At 73.4% G+C, this 13,700-nt stretch carries 14 protein-coding genes; 7 read left to right on the top strand and 7 right to left on the bottom strand.

Annotated elements, in window-relative coordinates; translation table 11 throughout:
- The first annotated feature begins 46 nt into the window (after positions 1–46).
- Complete coding sequence (locus NI25_RS22405) at positions 47–1,081, top strand: GlxA family transcriptional regulator (RefSeq protein WP_061444153.1); 1,035 nt, start codon at positions 47–49, stop codon at positions 1,079–1,081.
- Positions 1,082–1,386: 305 nt separating this feature from the next.
- On the opposite strand, the gene NI25_RS22400 is transcribed toward NI25_RS22405, so the two are convergent.
- The 3 genes from NI25_RS22400 to NI25_RS22390 all read right to left on the bottom strand — a co-directional run bounded on the left by NI25_RS22400 (position 1,387) and on the right by NI25_RS22390 (position 3,360).
- A complete protein-coding gene (locus NI25_RS22400; protein WP_061444152.1) occupies positions 1,387–1,851 on the bottom strand; it encodes an ATP-binding protein in 465 nt (154 codons plus the stop codon).
- Positions 1,852–2,409: 558 nt separating this feature from the next.
- Positions 2,410–2,922, bottom strand: a complete 513-nt coding sequence (locus NI25_RS22395) for an EF-hand domain-containing protein (protein ID WP_061444151.1) — start codon at positions 2,920–2,922, stop codon at positions 2,410–2,412.
- Positions 2,923–2,979: 57 nt separating this feature from the next.
- Positions 2,980–3,360 carry an STAS domain-containing protein gene (locus NI25_RS22390; RefSeq protein WP_007388697.1) on the bottom strand — a complete coding sequence of 127 codons (381 nt, stop codon included), beginning with the start codon at positions 3,358–3,360 and terminating at the stop codon, positions 2,980–2,982.
- A gap of 318 nt (positions 3,361–3,678) precedes the next feature.
- On the opposite strand from NI25_RS22390, the gene NI25_RS22385 reads away from it, so the two are divergent.
- Both NI25_RS22385 and NI25_RS22380 read left to right on the top strand, forming a co-directional pair.
- Positions 3,679–4,272 (top strand): sigma-70 family RNA polymerase sigma factor, encoded by a 594-nt coding sequence (locus NI25_RS22385; RefSeq protein WP_061444150.1) that lies wholly within the window; start codon positions 3,679–3,681, stop codon positions 4,270–4,272.
- Positions 4,269–5,540, top strand: coding sequence for a zf-HC2 domain-containing protein (locus tag NI25_RS22380; RefSeq protein WP_061444149.1), 1,272 nt, complete (start codon positions 4,269–4,271; stop codon positions 5,538–5,540). The genes NI25_RS22385 and NI25_RS22380 overlap by 4 nt, the downstream gene beginning before the upstream one ends.
- A 46-nt stretch (positions 5,541–5,586) precedes the next feature.
- Here the strand turns inward: NI25_RS22380 and NI25_RS22375 are convergent, their stop codons facing one another.
- Entirely contained in the window at positions 5,587–6,321 is a 735-nt protein-coding gene (locus NI25_RS22375) for a helix-turn-helix domain-containing protein (protein ID WP_061444148.1), read from the bottom strand.
- Between the two features lie 224 nt (positions 6,322–6,545).
- Between NI25_RS22375 and NI25_RS22370 the strand changes: the two genes are divergently transcribed.
- The 3 genes from NI25_RS22370 to NI25_RS22360 are packed head-to-tail and all read left to right on the top strand — an operon-like array spanning position 6,546 to position 8,974.
- Positions 6,546–7,211 carry a DUF4097 family beta strand repeat-containing protein gene (locus tag NI25_RS22370; protein WP_061444147.1) on the top strand — a complete coding sequence of 222 codons (666 nt, stop codon included), beginning with the start codon at positions 6,546–6,548 and terminating at the stop codon, positions 7,209–7,211.
- Positions 7,212–7,223: 12 nt separating this feature from the next.
- The gene (locus NI25_RS22365) at positions 7,224–8,192 is read left to right on the top strand and encodes an ATP-binding cassette domain-containing protein (protein WP_061444146.1); all 969 of its coding nucleotides are present in this window, start codon (positions 7,224–7,226) and stop codon (positions 8,190–8,192) included.
- Positions 8,189–8,974 carry an ABC transporter permease gene (locus tag NI25_RS22360; RefSeq protein ID WP_061444145.1) on the top strand — a complete coding sequence of 262 codons (786 nt, stop codon included), beginning with the start codon at positions 8,189–8,191 and terminating at the stop codon, positions 8,972–8,974. The genes NI25_RS22365 and NI25_RS22360 overlap by 4 nt, the downstream gene beginning before the upstream one ends.
- 56 nt (positions 8,975–9,030) lie before the next feature.
- Here NI25_RS22360 and purU read toward each other — a convergent pair whose 3' ends face one another.
- Together purU and NI25_RS22350 are read right to left on the bottom strand one after the other, a co-directional pair.
- Positions 9,031–9,924 (bottom strand): formyltetrahydrofolate deformylase, encoded by an 894-nt coding sequence (gene purU, locus NI25_RS22355; protein ID WP_061444144.1) that lies wholly within the window; start codon positions 9,922–9,924, stop codon positions 9,031–9,033.
- Between the two features lie 47 nt (positions 9,925–9,971).
- The gene (locus NI25_RS22350; RefSeq protein ID WP_061444143.1) at positions 9,972–10,472 is read right to left on the bottom strand and encodes an SCO4402 family protein; all 501 of its coding nucleotides are present in this window, start codon (positions 10,470–10,472) and stop codon (positions 9,972–9,974) included.
- A 116-nt stretch (positions 10,473–10,588) separates the two neighbouring features.
- On the opposite strand from NI25_RS22350, the gene NI25_RS22345 reads away from it, so the two are divergent.
- Positions 10,589–11,908: an ABC transporter substrate-binding protein gene (locus NI25_RS22345; RefSeq protein ID WP_061444142.1), complete on the top strand. Its 1,320-nt coding sequence runs from the start codon at positions 10,589–10,591 to the stop codon at positions 11,906–11,908.
- A gap of 34 nt (positions 11,909–11,942) precedes the next feature.
- On the opposite strand, the gene NI25_RS22340 is transcribed toward NI25_RS22345, so the two are convergent.
- Entirely contained in the window at positions 11,943–13,622 is a 1,680-nt protein-coding gene (locus NI25_RS22340) for a hypothetical protein (RefSeq protein ID WP_061444141.1), read from the bottom strand.
- Positions 13,623–13,700 lie beyond the last annotated feature (78 nt).

The following is a 13,700-nucleotide window of genomic DNA, read 5'->3' as shown; positions in this document are numbered from 1 at the left end:
CGTACCGACGAGTGGCCCGGAGGACATGGTTCGCTAGGATCGGGCCATGACCTCAGGCCCCGGCGACACCTCCGGCACCACCGCCTCCTCCGGCCGCCCGCACCGCGTCGTGGTCCTCGCCCTCGACGGTCTGCTCCCCTTCGAGCTGGGCATCGCGCCGCGCATCTTCGGCCTCGCCCGCGACGAGCGGAAGCGGCCGCTGTACGAGGTGATCACCTGCTCGGTCCGGCCGCCGGGCCCCGTCGACACGGACGCGGACTTCGCGATCATGGTCGAGAACGGCCCCGAGGCACTGGCCACCGCCGACACGGTCGTGGTCCCCGCCTCCTACGAGCTGGGCCCGGTCTACCAGGAGGGCGTGCTGACCGGGGAGCTGACCGCCGCGCTGGCCCACGTGCGGCCCGGCACCCGGCTCGTCGCGATCTGCACGGGCGGCTTCGTGCTGGCCGCCGCCGGGTACCTCGACGGCCGCCCGGCGACCACGCACTGGGCCTCGGCCGAGCACTTCCAGCGGCTGTTCCCGAAGGTGCGGGTGGACGCCGACGTGCTGTTCGTCGACGACGGCGACGTGCTCACCTCGGCGGGGGTCGCGGCGGGGATCGACCTGTGCGTGCACATCGTGCGCCGGGACCACGGCACGGCCGTGGCCAACGAGGTGGCCCGGCGCACCGTCGTGCCGCCCCACCGGGACGGCGGGCAGGCGCAGTTCATCGAGCGGCCGGTGCCCGATCCGCAGCAGTCGTCCACGACGGCCGCCCGTGCCTGGGCGCTGGGACGTCTGCACGAGCCGATCCAGCTGCGGGACATGGCCGCCCAGGAGTCGATGTCGGTACGCACCTTCACCCGCCGTTTCCGCGAGGAGGTCGGCGTCAGTCCGGGCCAGTGGCTCACCCGGCAGCGCGTGGAACGGGCCCGGCACCTGCTGGAGTCCACCGCCCTGTCGGTCGACCGGGTGGCCCGGGACGCCGGTTTCGGAACGGCCCAGTCGATGCGGCAGCATCTGCAGGCGGCGCTCGGCGTCACGCCGACCGGGTACCGGCGGACCTTCCGCGCGGAGTCGTCCACAGCCTGTGGAGAATGAGCGGGATCTCCGTCCCGTGTCCGTCGGCCGGCGGCGCGGCGCTGTCCGCCCCGAGCACGGCATCGCGCGCCGCCGCCCGACTCCGGCGCTCCCGCCCGGCTCCCGTCGCCCCCGAGGGAACCGCCGCCGACACGACCCACGCTCGTCGAGGGCTCCGTCACCGAGCCCTCGTCGTCCCCTCGCGGCGAATCGTGGCTACAAGCGTGAGGAAACGGTCACGATCCGTCAACCGGCGAGGAGGGTTTCCTCACTTGTGTACCGTTTCGCCGGGGACGCGCACGGAAGCACATCCCGGCGCACGGCCGTCACACGACCTCGAAGGCGAATCCCTCGTACGCCGCCGCGCCGCCGTTCCCGCAGACGGGTGCGGCGTCCCCGCCCCCGGAGGAGCGGTCCAGCTCGCACCAGATGCGCTTGCCGGCGCCCTCCCGGCTCCAGCCCCAGCGGTCGGCGAGGCCGTCCACGAGGGCGAGGCCCCGGCCGCCCGTCGCCTCGCCGCCCGCACAACGGGGCACCGGGGCACGGTCGCTGGCGTCGTCCACCTCGAGGCGAACGGTGGCCTCCTCGGTCACCGCGCCCGGCAGCACCAGCCGCAGCACCGCCGAACGCCCGGTGTGGACCACGGCGTTGGTGACGAGCTCGGAGACGAGCAGGACCAGCGTCTCGGCGAGTGGTTCATCGGCCCGTATCCCCGACCCGGCCAGACGTGAGCGCGCCCAGCGCCGGGCGCGCCCCACTTCCGAGGGGTCTGGACGGACCTCCAGCTGCACTTGAAGCACCTGCACCGCTCACACCATCCGAACCGGCGGACACAAAGGCTCGCGCCTCATGAGGGCCACGATCGTAGCCATTTCCAGCATGGCCAGAACAACGGCCGGGGCGGGGCTCACCGTACGTGAATCCCTTGTGGAACAGCATGGTTGACGGACAGTCACGTCAACAAGCGCTTCGGGCATATTCCAGCGCGAAGGAGTACCCGTGCGCCATACTGTGCGACGCACATTCCGGGGAGTCGAACAGGCGGCGGCCGACGGCCGTTCCGCCCTGCGGGGCAAGGCGCACACCGTCGGTTCCGGAGCCGCCCCGGGGGCAGCTCCGGCACGGCTGGCGCTCGGGACCACTCGCATCCCACACAAGGTACCGGAGCGTGGCACCGACTCCGGGCCGTAACGGGTCACACGGCGGACACAACCCGGTATCAACGCTCCGTGATGCCGTCCTGCCACGATCCGCGACATGTGCCCGCTCGGCGCGTGCCGTGCGGGGGCCTCGCGGACGGGTGCCGCGCGGGGGTGGCCTGCGGGCGGGCGCCTTGCGGGCGGGTGCCCCTACTCCGGCACGGTGAACCAGCGGGCGAAGGCGGGGACGACCTCCGCCTCCCCCACCCTGCCGTCGCCGTCCGTGTCGAGCGCGGCGGCGACCGGCCCGGCGGCGTCCCCGGGCACGCCGAACGCGGTCAGCGCCCGCGCGGCGTTCGCGACGGTGACCGTGCCGTCGTCGGCGGGGTCGGCGACGGCGAGGGCGGCGTGCAGGAAGGGGCGGGCGATCTCGGCGAACCGGTCCGGCTTGTCGCGCAGCCGTTTGACCGCCCCGGTGACGAACTCCTCGAGGGTGATGCGCTGGTCGCCGTCCCGGTCGGCGATGCCGGCCAGCCCCTGCCAGAGCGCCTCCGCTCCGCCATACAGCGCCTGCCCCTTGTCGGAGCGGGCGGCGACGCCGAACTCGGCGAGCAGGGCCTTGGCCGCCCCGCTGAAGTCGGAACGGTCGATGTGACCGTTGCCGTCCTGGTCGAAGGTGGTGAACCGGGCGGCGATCCTGCGCTCGTACTCGCTGTTGACCATGGCTCTCTCCGGCCGTCTCACGTCGGTGCTCGGGTACGTTCCGCCCGGAGCGTACGCCTACGCGGACAGGGGGCGCGGCTCGTCCCCGGTCGCCGAGGCGAGGTCGGGGTGGCAGTCGAAGAGCCGGCGCACGCCCAGCGCACCGAGGACGCGGTTGACGTGGGAGCCGTCGACGGCCCCCTGAGCGGGCAGTATCAGGCGCAGTCTGCCCTGGCAGGAGCGGATGAGCCGGCGGGAGGCGATGAGGACGCCGACCCCGCTGGAGTCGCAGAAGAGGACCTCGGAGAGGTCCAGGACGAGGCTGTGCCGCCCCTCCGCGACCTCGTCGTGCACGCGCTGCCGCAGCACCGGTGACGTCACCAGGTCGAGCTCGCCCGACACCTGGAGCACGGCCCACCGGCCCCGCTCGCCGCCGGTCACGTTGAACGTCACCACCATGCCCTTCATCCGTCGGAACGCCTGGATTCACCCGAAACGGAAGCCATGCTTACGCTTCTTGGCGGCGCGCCTGCCCACCGGCCGTTCCCGCAAACGCCGGGGCGGAAACGGAGACCGGTCGGAAGAGGCTTGTTTCAGACGCTTTCGATCCTGTTCGATCGATTTCGGTCGCACGATAGAGGGTAGTGGAGGCGCATATCACCTCCGGCCGGACGGGGGCGCGCATTGGAGCAAAGGGGCGTGCGCTGTCGGACGTGCCGACTACATTCGGGGACGGGGTGGCCGCAGGCTGGTCCGAGGAGGGGGTGGAGGAACGGCATGGCGAAGAGGGACGTGCCACTGCGCTGGGACCGCAAGATGCAGCAGCGGCTCGCGCGCGGCGAGGCCGCCGCCCTGGGCGAGCTGTACGACCGGTTCGCCTCGCTGGTGCACGGCCTGGCGCACCGCGTGCTCGACGACGAGCGTGCCGCCGACCACATCACGCGCGACGTCTTCGCGCACGTCTGGGAGCACCCCGACGCCTACGACCCCCGGCAGGGCCCGCTGCGCACCTGGGTCGCCACGCTCACCCACCGATTCGCCGTCCAGCGGCTGCGCGCCACCGAGACGGCGGCGCTGGTCCGGGGCGGGCCGGGCACCGCGGAGGAGCTGGAGACCAAGGTGCGGCACGCCTCGGTCGCCGCCCGCGCCGACTACATCGTCCAGTCCATGCCGGCTCCCCTGCGCGCCGCCCTCGAGCTGGCGTACTTCCAGCGCCGCGACTACCGCCAGACCGCCGCCGACCTCGGCGTCACGGAGGACGAGGCCCGCCGCCGCCTGCGCCTGGGCCTCCAGCTCCTGTCCACGGCCCGCGACGCCGGCACCGCCCCGCACCCGCCCGCGGCACCGCCCGGCTACGGGGGTGCGGCATGAAGGCGCACGACGAGGACGACGGAAACGACGAGCAGGACACGCGGGAGACCCGGGACACGCGGGACGCACAGGGGCACGACACCGGCTCCGGAGCGCGCATACCGCTGCCCCGCGCCTCCGTCGAGGACGGCGGGCGGGCGCTGCCCGACCCGGCGCCGGCCGCGCTGGAGCACCAGGTGCTGACGTCGCTGCTCGGGGCGTGGGCGCTGGCGGCCTGCTCGGCGCAGGAGGCGGACGCCGTGGAGGCGCACCTCGGGGAGTGCGAGGCGTGCGCCGACGAGGCGCTGCGCCTGCGCGAGGCGGTCACGCTGCTCCAGCGGCCGGAGAGCCTCGACCTGGATCCCGCCCTGCGCACCCGGGTTCTGGAGGGCTGCCTGGAGCGGCGCCCGCCCCGCATCCCGGTACCCGGGTGGGCCGCACCCTACGACGCCGAGACCGCCCGCCTGGACGCGCTGCTCCAGGACTTCGGGGACGCCGAGTGGCACGCCCCGGTCCGGCTGCGCTGGTTCGAGGACGACGGAGCCGCGAGCCGCCGTACCACCGTCGCCGGGGTGATCGCGCACCTGATGACGGTCGACGGGGCGGTCGCGGCCGCGCTGGGCCTCGACGACCCGCTGGGCGAGATCACGGCACCCAGCCAGGCACCGGCCGCCCGCACGGAGGCGTACTGGCGGGCCTCGCACTACCCGCTCACCCGCGCGGTGCGGGCGCCCTGGCGTGAGCAGAGTCACGGCATCGTCCGGACGGTGGCGTTCACCGGCGACTCGGGCGGGATGCCGGTCTCGTACGGCGACTTCGCACTGCCGCTGCGGGACGCGATGCTGGACCGGGCGTTCGAGTGCTGGGTGCACGCGGAGGACATCGCCGAAGCGGTGGACTACCCGTACGAACCGCCGTCCGCGCGCCACCTCAACGGCATGATCGACCTCGCGGCCCGGATGCTGCCGGGTGTCCTCGCGGCCCGCCGCCGGGCCGGGCTGGCCGCGCCCGGCGGCCGCCCGCACCTGGTCGCCGCGGGCGAGCCGGGACGCAGCCTGCGGCTGGAGATCGAGGGCTCGGGCGGCGGCGAGTGGCTCATCCCGCTGGACTCCCCCGGCGCGGTGGGCTCCGCCGATCACGAGGTGGCCCATGTCGCCCTGGACGGTGTGGAGTTCTGCCGGCTGGCGGCGGGCCACGTGCCTCCGGCGGAGGCGGCGGCCGGTCAGGTGGGGGACCGCGAGGCGATCAGGGACGTCCTGTTCGCGGCGGCCTGCCTGAGCCGGATGTAGGGGCGAGCCCCGACGGCCGCACCCGCGGCGCCCGCCCGGCCCGGGGTCACCCCTCGCCGTCCGGGGGCGCGGCGGGGGCCGTGTGCAGGACCTCGCGGGCCTGATCGGCGGCGCGGACGATGCTCTCGGAGATGTGGTCGAGGAAGCGGGCGATGTTCTCCAGGCGCTCGGCGGCCGGGGTGCCGGACCCCAGGACGGCCACGCCCTGGCGCGCGGTTTCGGCCACCTGCAGGGTCCCCCGGGCGCTGGCGATCATGGACTGGTACCAGACGTCGTCGTCGATGACGTAGCGCTCGCGGCGGGACTCGTCGCGCTCCCGGCGGACGAGTCCCTGCCCGTCGAGGAAGGCGACCGCCTTGGAGACGGACGCCGGGCTGACCTGGAGGCGCCGGACGAGTTCGGACGCGGTGAGGCTGCCGGTGTCGCTGACGCAGAGGCACGCCATCACCCGGGCCATCATCTTCGGCGTGCCCTGCTGTATGAAGACGGTGGTCAGCGTCTCCTCGTACTCGCGCACGGCCTCGGCGTCCCGCCCGCGGACCGGCGGGGCCGCCTCCGCCCCGCGGGGGGCCGCCTGCCTGCGCCGGTGGGCGCGGCGCTCGGTGGCCCGGTGCGCGAGGTCGGCGCGGTACGCCGTGGGGCCGCCGTTGCGCATCACCTCGCGCGTGACCGTCGAGGTGGGGCGGTCCAGGCGCCTGGCGATCTCCGCGTAGGCGAGGCCGTCGGCCAGCCCCAGGGCGATCTGCTGACGTTCCTGCTGGGTGAGCCTGCCTCCCGGCATCGTGATCTCCTTCGCGCTCTCCTGGTGCCCCGACCATAGCGTTCACTCCCACTCCATTGCAACGGAAGCGTGGCCACCGTTGCGTTACTTCCTCAACTGTTGCAACGAAATCCGTGACTTGAACTGGTCTTTTGCAGTTCAGACGCAACAAAGTCATTGCCGCCTCCGTGAACGCAACGTAGCGTTTCTCATGTCAGAAAGCGCGACGAACACAGGAGAGCACCATGCAGACCTTCGACACCACCGCCCCGATCTCCGCCGTCCTCGACGTCCCCGCGGGCCGCGTCCAGATCATCGCCGCCGACCGGACCGACACCACGGTCGAGGTGCTGCCCTCCGACGCCTCGAAGGGACGTGACGTGACGGCGGCCGAGCAGACCCGGGTGGAGTTCGGCGACGGCGTCCTGCGGATCGAGGTCCCGGAGAGGAACCAGCTCATGGGCGCCTCCGGCTCCGTCGAGGTGACGGTCCGGCTGCCCGCCGGCTCCCGCGTCGAGGCCAGGACGGCGGCCGCCGAGTTCCGCGGCGTCGGACGGCTGGGCGACGTCACCCACGAGGGCGCGCAGGGCCCGGTCAAGCTCGACGAGGCCGCCAGCGCCCGCCTCACCACCGCCGCCGGCGACATCACGGTCGGCCGTCTGGACGGGCCCGCCGAGATCAGCGTCCAGAAGGGCGACATCCGGATCGCCGAAGCCGTACGCGGCACGCTCGTGCTGCGCACTCGCTCCGGCGACATCTCGGTCGGCACCGCCGTCGGCGTCTCGGCCGCCCTGGACTCCGGCACCGGATACGGCCGCGTCCGCAACGCGCTCAAGAACACCGGCGGCACCCCCGCCCTGACCATCCGGGCGACCACCGACCACGGCGACATCACCGCCCGCAGCCTCTGAGGAGCAACAGCCATGACCGACCTGGCCATCGCGGCGAACGGACTGCGCAAGTCCTACGGCGACAAGACCGTCCTCGACGGTGTCGACCTGGCCGTCCCCGAAGGAACGATCTTCTCCCTGCTCGGCCCGAACGGCGCCGGCAAGACCACCGCCGTCAAGATCCTCTCCACCCTCGTGACCGCCGACGCCGGTGACATCCGCGTCGGCGGGCACGACCTCGCCGCGAACCCGCAGGCCGTGCGGGGCGCGATCGGTGTCACCGGGCAGTTCTCCGCCGTCGACGGTCTGATCACCGGCGAGGAGAACATGTGGCTCATGGCGGACCTGCACCGCCTGTCCCGGGGCGAGGGCCGGCGGGTCGCCGCCGAGCTGCTGGAGCGCTTCGGTCTCACCGAGGCCGCGAAGAAGCCCGCGTCCACCTACTCCGGCGGCATGAAGCGCCGTCTCGACATCGCCATGACCCTGGTCGGCGACCCCAGGATCATCTTCCTCGACGAGCCGACCACGGGCCTGGACCCGCGCTCCCGCCACACCATGTGGCAGATCATCCGCGAACTCGTCACCGGCGGCGTCACCGTCTTCCTCACCACCCAGTACCTGGAGGAGGCCGACGAACTCGCCGACCGCATCGCCGTCCTCCACGACGGAAGGATCGCCGCCGAAGGCACCGCGGACGAACTCAAGCGACTCGTCCCCGGCGGACACGTCCGGCTCCGCTTCACCGACCCGGGCACCTACCGGTCCGCCGCCACCGCCTTCTCCGGCAGCACCGGGGACGACGAAGCGCTGGCCCTGCAGATCCCCAGCGACGGCAGCCAGCGCGCCCTGCGGACGGTGCTGGACCGGCTGGACGCGGCCGGCATCGAGGCCGACGAGCTCACCGTCCACACGCCCGACCTCGACGACGTCTTCTTCGCCCTCACCGGCGGCGCCGCCGTCGTCCCCGCCCGGACCGACCAGTTGAAGGAGACCGTCCGATGAGCAACCTCTCCCTCGCCGTGCGCGACTCGTCCACGATGCTGCGCCGCAACCTCCTGCACGCCCGGCGCTACCCGTCCCTCACCCTGAACCTGCTGCTCACGCCGGTCATGCTGCTGCTGCTCTTCGTCTACGTCTTCGGCGACGCGATGAGCGCCGGCATCGGCGGCGGGGACCGCTCCGACTACGTCGCCTACCTCGTGCCCGGCCTGCTCCTGATGACCATCGGGTCCACCACGATCGGCACCGCCGTCTCCGTCTCCAACGACATGACCGAGGGCATCATCGCCCGCTTCCGGAGCATGGCCATCCACCGCGGCTCCGTGCTCGTCGGGCACGTGATCGGCAGTGTGGTGCAGTCGATCATGAGCGTGGTCCTCGTCGGCGCCGTCGGCGTGGCCATCGGCTTCCGCTCCTCGGACGCCACCGCCCTGGAGTGGCTGGCGGCCTTCGGACTCGTGGTGCTCTTCACGCTGGCGCTGACCTGGATCGCGGTCGGCATGGGCCTGGTCAGCCCGAACGCGGAGGCCGCCAGCAACAACGCGCTGCCGCTGATCTTCCTGCCGCTGATCTCCAGCGCCTTCGTGCCCATCGACTCGATGCCGGGCTGGTTCCAGCCGATCGCCGAGTACCAGCCGTTCACGCCGGCCATCGAGACCCTGCGCGGCCTGCTCCTCGGCACCGGGATCGGGCACAACGGCTGGCTCGCCCTCGGCTGGTCCCTCGCCCTGACCGTGCTCGGCTACGTCTGGGCGACCTCGAAGTTCAACAGCGACCCGAAGTGACCGGAGTGACCTCCGGGCCCCCCGTCTTCGCCTGGAACCTGTCGGACGGACAGGTTCTAGGCGAAGACGACCGTGCGGCGGCCGTTCAGCAGGATCCTCCGCTCCGCGTGCCACTTCACGGCCCGCGCCAGCGCCTGGCACTCCACGTCCCGTCCGATCGCCACCAACTGGTCCGGGGTGACGTCGTGGCCGACCCGCTCGACCTCCTGCTCGATGATCGGCCCCTCGTCGAGGTCGGCCGTCACGTAGTGCGCGGTCGCGCCGATCAGCTTCACACCCCGGGCGTGCGCCTGGTGGTAGGGCTTCGCGCCCTTGAAGCTCGGCAGGAAGGAGTGGTGGATGTTGATGATCCGCCCGCTGAGCGTCTTGCACAGGTCGTCCGAGAGGACCTGCATGTAGCGGGCCAGCACGACGAGTTCGACGTTCTCCTCGCGCACGATCTCCAGGACCCGGGCCTCGGCCTCCGGCTTGGTGTCCTTCGTCACGGGGATGTGGTGGAAGGGGATGTCGTAGGACCCCACCAGCTCGGCGAAGTCGGTGTGGTTGGACACCACGGCCGCGATCTCCACGGGCAGCGCGCCGATCCGCGCGCGGAAGAGCAGGTCGTTCAGGCAGTGCCCGAACTTGCTCACCATGAGCACGATGCGCATCCTGGCGTCGGCCCGGTTGATCTGCCAGTCCATGTGGAAGGCGTCGCCGATCGCGGTGAAGCTGGCGCGCAGCTTGTCCACGGTCACCGGCTCGCCGGCCGAGAAGTGGACCCGCATGAAGAACAGACCCGTGTCGTGGTCCCCGAACTGCTGACTGTCCTCGATGTTGCAGCCGGTCATGAACAGATAGCTCGACACGGCGTGCACGATGCCCTGCTTGTCGGGGCAGGAGAGGGTGAGGACGTACTGGTCGGCCGGGGCGTCGGCCGCGGGGACGGCGGCGGAGGACTGCGCGTTCATGCCGCCCAGGGTCCCATACCCGGCTCCTTCGCCCGCGTGCCGTCCCGTCAGGCGGACCGGGTCAGGATGCGCAGCACCTCGAGCGTGCGCGGCGCCGCCTCCGGGTCCTCGCCGTCGCTGGTGGCCAGCCGTACGTGCGCGTCGCGCGCCGCCCGTACCGCCTCCGGCCAGTCCGCGTGGTCCAGGTACGCGGTCACCGGCGCGTCCGGCCCGACCTGGTGCATGATCCGCAGGACCCGCAGCACGGCGGTGTCGACCAGCGCGGCCTCCTGCGAGTCCCGGAAGACCGTGCCGACGTACTTCTCGGCCGACCAGTGGTCCAGCCAGGTGTCCTCGACCAGGCGGTACACGGCGTCGGTGACGTCCCCGTAGCCGTCGACGCCGGCCAGCCAGACGTCCCGCTGGAAGGCGGGGGCGGAGAGCATGTGCAGCGCGGAGCGCACCTGACTGCGCCAGCGCCACCACGGCATGTCGTTGAGTGGCATGCCGCCCATGGTGGTGGAGCGACGGCCGCGACGGGAAGAGTTCTCCGAACCTTGCACGGTCATCGATCCTACGTTCCTCTTTCCCGCGTCCGGCCGGCCCCCGCAATTCACCTCCGCGTCACCGCGCGTTGACCACAGGTCACTCCCCGGTTGGCCGTGTGACGGAATCGTGCGGGGACATGACCGGCAGGCGACCCATCCGCAGCACCTCCCCCGGCGGCCCCCGCGGCCGCTCCCGGGCCACCCGCACCGGCGCCCTGTCCGCGGGCGCGCTGGTGGCGTGCGCGTCACTCGCCGTCGGCTGCGGGGTGGTCCCCGGTGCCACGGGGGGCTCCGGGGACGACGGCCCGATCACCGTCATGACCTGGGCCCCGCAGGACACCGGCGCGACCAACAAGCCCGGCATGCCCGCGCTCGCCCAGGCCTACGCCCGCTCGGTCAACGCCCAGGGCGGACTCGGCGGCCGCAAGCTCAACGTGCTGACGTGCAACGACCACAACGACAGCGTGACCGCCGCGAAGTGTGCCCGCCGCGCCGTCAAGGAGGACGTCGTCGCCGTGGTGGGGTCCTACAGCCAGCACGCCGACTCGTTCTTCCCCGTCCTGGAGGGCGCCCGCATCCCGTACATCGGCGGATACGGCCTGACCAACACGGAGTTCACCAGTCCGCTGTCGTACCCGGTCAACGGGGGCCAGCCGGCGCTGCTGGCGGGGCTCGGCCGCGCGCTCGCCGACTCCTGCGGTCCGGTCACGCTGGTCCGCCCCGACACGATCGCGGGCGACCAGCTGGCCCCGCTGCTGGACTCGGGGCTGGTCTCGGGCGGGCACGAGCGGGCCCACGACCAGCGGGCGGCGGAGGACGCCACCTCCTACGACGACCAGGTCGGTCAGGCGCTGGCCCGGGAGGGCGGCGGCGCGGGGAAGCCGGGGTGCGTGGTGCCCGTCCTCGGGGACCGCACCGGCACCTTCATGGACTCCTTCCGGCGCGCCCGCGAGGACCACCCCGGCGTACGGACCGCCACCGTGCTCGGCAGCGTCGACCAGACGACGGTCAACGCGAGCGGCGGTGCGTCCGGGCCCTACGAGGGGGCGTACGTCACCGGCTGGTACCCGGCGGTGGGCGACCCGGCCTGGGACGGACTGAAGAAGCTGATCAAGGAGCAGGCGTTCGGCGACAACGACGTGGACGCGGCGGACGCCGGGGTGCAGACGACCTGGATCGCGTACACCGTGTTCAAGCAGGTCGTCGAGTCGCTCGGCGACGGCGAGGTGAGCGCCGACACCGTCCGGCGGGCCCTCGACGACGGTCTGGAGGCCGGCACGGGCGGCCTCACGCCCGACCTCCGGTGGACCTTCGCCGACAAGCTGGCCTCGGTCGGCTTCCCGCGCCTGGTCAACGCCGAGGTCACCCTCCAGGTCGTCCGGGAGGGCCGCCTGGTCTCGGCCCGCGAGGGCGCCGTGGACACCACCGGAACCCTGCGGGACGCGGACGTGACATAGGGCCCGCCCGGCCGACGGCCTTCCGGCCGCGCGGTCACAGCTGGGTCGGCTGGCGCTCGGTCAGGCCGTACTTCTGGGCGATGGCGTTCCAGAGCTTCGCGGCCTTGGCCTTCTCCTTGCTGGCCGTGCCGCTCGCCCGGTTGGCCGCCGACGGCTGGGTGGCGGCCTTGCCCTTCTTGCAGCCCTTCTTGCCGGCCGTCCGGTCGGCCCAGGCCGCGTAGTGGTTGTCGGCCGACGCCGAGGCCTGCCACGCCTTGGTGAGCGCGGTGGTCAGCTCGGTGTGCTGCGGCAGCTTGTCCACGGAGAGCTTGCCGAGGCTGTCCACCAGCCCGGTGCGCTGCTTGGCGGCCTCGCGCAGGTCCTTGGCCGCCTGGGACAGGTTGTCGCAGGTCTTCACGTCACCCACGGCGTTGATCACCGTGGTGCGTCCGGTGCCGCTCTCGGCCAGCAGCTTGTCCAGCTCGACGGCCTGCTGCTCGGCCGGGTCGGCGGACGGCGAGGCCGGGGCGGACGCGGACTCGGAGGCCGGGGCCGTGGCGGACACCGGCTGGTTGCCGCCCTTGTCCTCGTCCTTCCCCCCGCCGGCCATCATCGCGCCGGCGCCGACCCCGACGACGGCGATGCCCACGCCGACGGCCGCGATGAGCGGCAGCCGCGAGCCGGTACGACCGCCCCGGCCGCCGTCGCCGTCCCCGCGCCGCCTGCCGGTGCCACCACCGCCGCCCGGGCCCTGCGGGACGTACCCGGACTGGCCACCGGGGCCGGCGGGGTGCTGCGCCCGGGGCGCGTCGAAGCGGGGCATCTGCTGGGTGGCCGAGGCCCCGCCGTCGGCGCCGGGCGCACCGCGGAAGAGGTTGTCGAACTCGGCGGGCGGCTGACGCCCCTCGTCGGCACCGGGTCCGGCGCCGAACGGTGCGCCGGCGGGGCCGCCGGGCACGGGCGCGATGAACTGCGTGGCCTCCGCGTCGGGGCTGGGCGCGGGGGCGGAAGCCGCGGGCTGGGCGGGGTACTGCGGTGCCTGGCCGAGGTACCGGGTCGAGTCGCCGGCGTGCGGCTGCACGGGTCTCTCCGGGGGCAGCGCACCCGGCCCCGCGGGCGGTATGTGCGGTATGTACTGGGTGGCGCCCTCGTCGGCGGACGCTCCGACCGGCGGTAGGTACTGCGTGGCGCCCTCGTCGGCGGACGGCAAGGGCATGGACGGCAGCGCCGCGCCCGCCCCGCCGTACTGCTGCTGGTGCTGCTCTTGATGCTGCTGGTGCGGGTACTGCTGGTGCTGCCCGTACGGCGGCTGCGCACCGTAGGACGGGTCGCCCGCCGGCGTCCCGTACGACGGGGGCGGCGCGCCCTCCGGCGGCAGCGGCCCGGGGCCGGCCTGCGGGAGGGGGGCCGCGGGGGGCCGGCCCGGGTCGCCCGGAGCGGGCGGCCAGGCCTGCGGTGCGGGCGGCGCAGGGGTCTGGGGATCACCCCACGGCTGAGCGCCGGGCGGCGTGGGCCAGCCCTGGCCGGTGGACGGGGTCTGCTGCTGCTCGGGGCCCCAGGGCCGGTCCCAGGCCTGGCCGCCGGGCGGCGCCGAGGGGGGCGGGCCACCGGCCGGCGGGCCGACGGGCGCGTCCGCCAGCCCGGGCAGCAGGGGCTCGCCACCGTCCGAGGGCAGCACGATGCCTTCGTGCGCTTGCCGCGCCGAGGGCTCCTCGCCCTGTCCACTCTGCGTCACCGGGACTCCTACGAATGGGGGACCTTCGGAATCGTCGGCTCACGCTACCGGGTCCCCCGAGCCCACTGCCACGCCGCC

Origin of the sequence: Streptomyces sp. CCM_MD2014 (genome assembly GCF_000772045.1) — a bacterium.
GTDB lineage: Bacteria > Actinomycetota > Actinomycetes > Streptomycetales > Streptomycetaceae > Streptomyces > Streptomyces salinarius.
The sequence above is the reverse complement of the archived record's forward strand: the minus strand, read 5'-3'. Positions and strand labels throughout refer to the sequence as shown.

Bases quoted from the DNA above. Each gene is read 5' to 3' on its own strand.
- NI25_RS22405 (WP_061444153.1), top strand. From the start codon at position 47: ATGACCTCAGGCCCCGGCGACACCTCCGGCACCACCGCCTCCTCCGGC.
- NI25_RS22395 (WP_061444151.1), bottom strand. From the start codon at position 2,922: ATGGTCAACAGCGAGTACGAGCGCAGGATCGCCGCCCGGTTCACCACC.
- NI25_RS22390 (WP_007388697.1), bottom strand. From the start codon at position 3,360: ATGGTGGTGACGTTCAACGTGACCGGCGGCGAGCGGGGCCGGTGGGCC.
- NI25_RS22385 (WP_061444150.1), top strand. From the start codon at position 3,679: ATGGCGAAGAGGGACGTGCCACTGCGCTGGGACCGCAAGATGCAGCAG.
- NI25_RS22380 (WP_061444149.1), top strand. From the start codon at position 4,269: ATGAAGGCGCACGACGAGGACGACGGAAACGACGAGCAGGACACGCGG.
- NI25_RS22375 (WP_061444148.1), bottom strand. From the start codon at position 6,321: ATGCCGGGAGGCAGGCTCACCCAGCAGGAACGTCAGCAGATCGCCCTG.
- NI25_RS22370 (WP_061444147.1), top strand. From the start codon at position 6,546: ATGCAGACCTTCGACACCACCGCCCCGATCTCCGCCGTCCTCGACGTC.
- NI25_RS22365 (WP_061444146.1), top strand. From the start codon at position 7,224: ATGACCGACCTGGCCATCGCGGCGAACGGACTGCGCAAGTCCTACGGC.
- NI25_RS22360 (WP_061444145.1), top strand. From the start codon at position 8,189: ATGAGCAACCTCTCCCTCGCCGTGCGCGACTCGTCCACGATGCTGCGC.
- purU (WP_061444144.1), bottom strand. From the start codon at position 9,924: ATGAACGCGCAGTCCTCCGCCGCCGTCCCCGCGGCCGACGCCCCGGCC.
- NI25_RS22350 (WP_061444143.1), bottom strand. From the start codon at position 10,472: ATGACCGTGCAAGGTTCGGAGAACTCTTCCCGTCGCGGCCGTCGCTCC.
- NI25_RS22345 (WP_061444142.1), top strand. From the start codon at position 10,589: ATGACCGGCAGGCGACCCATCCGCAGCACCTCCCCCGGCGGCCCCCGC.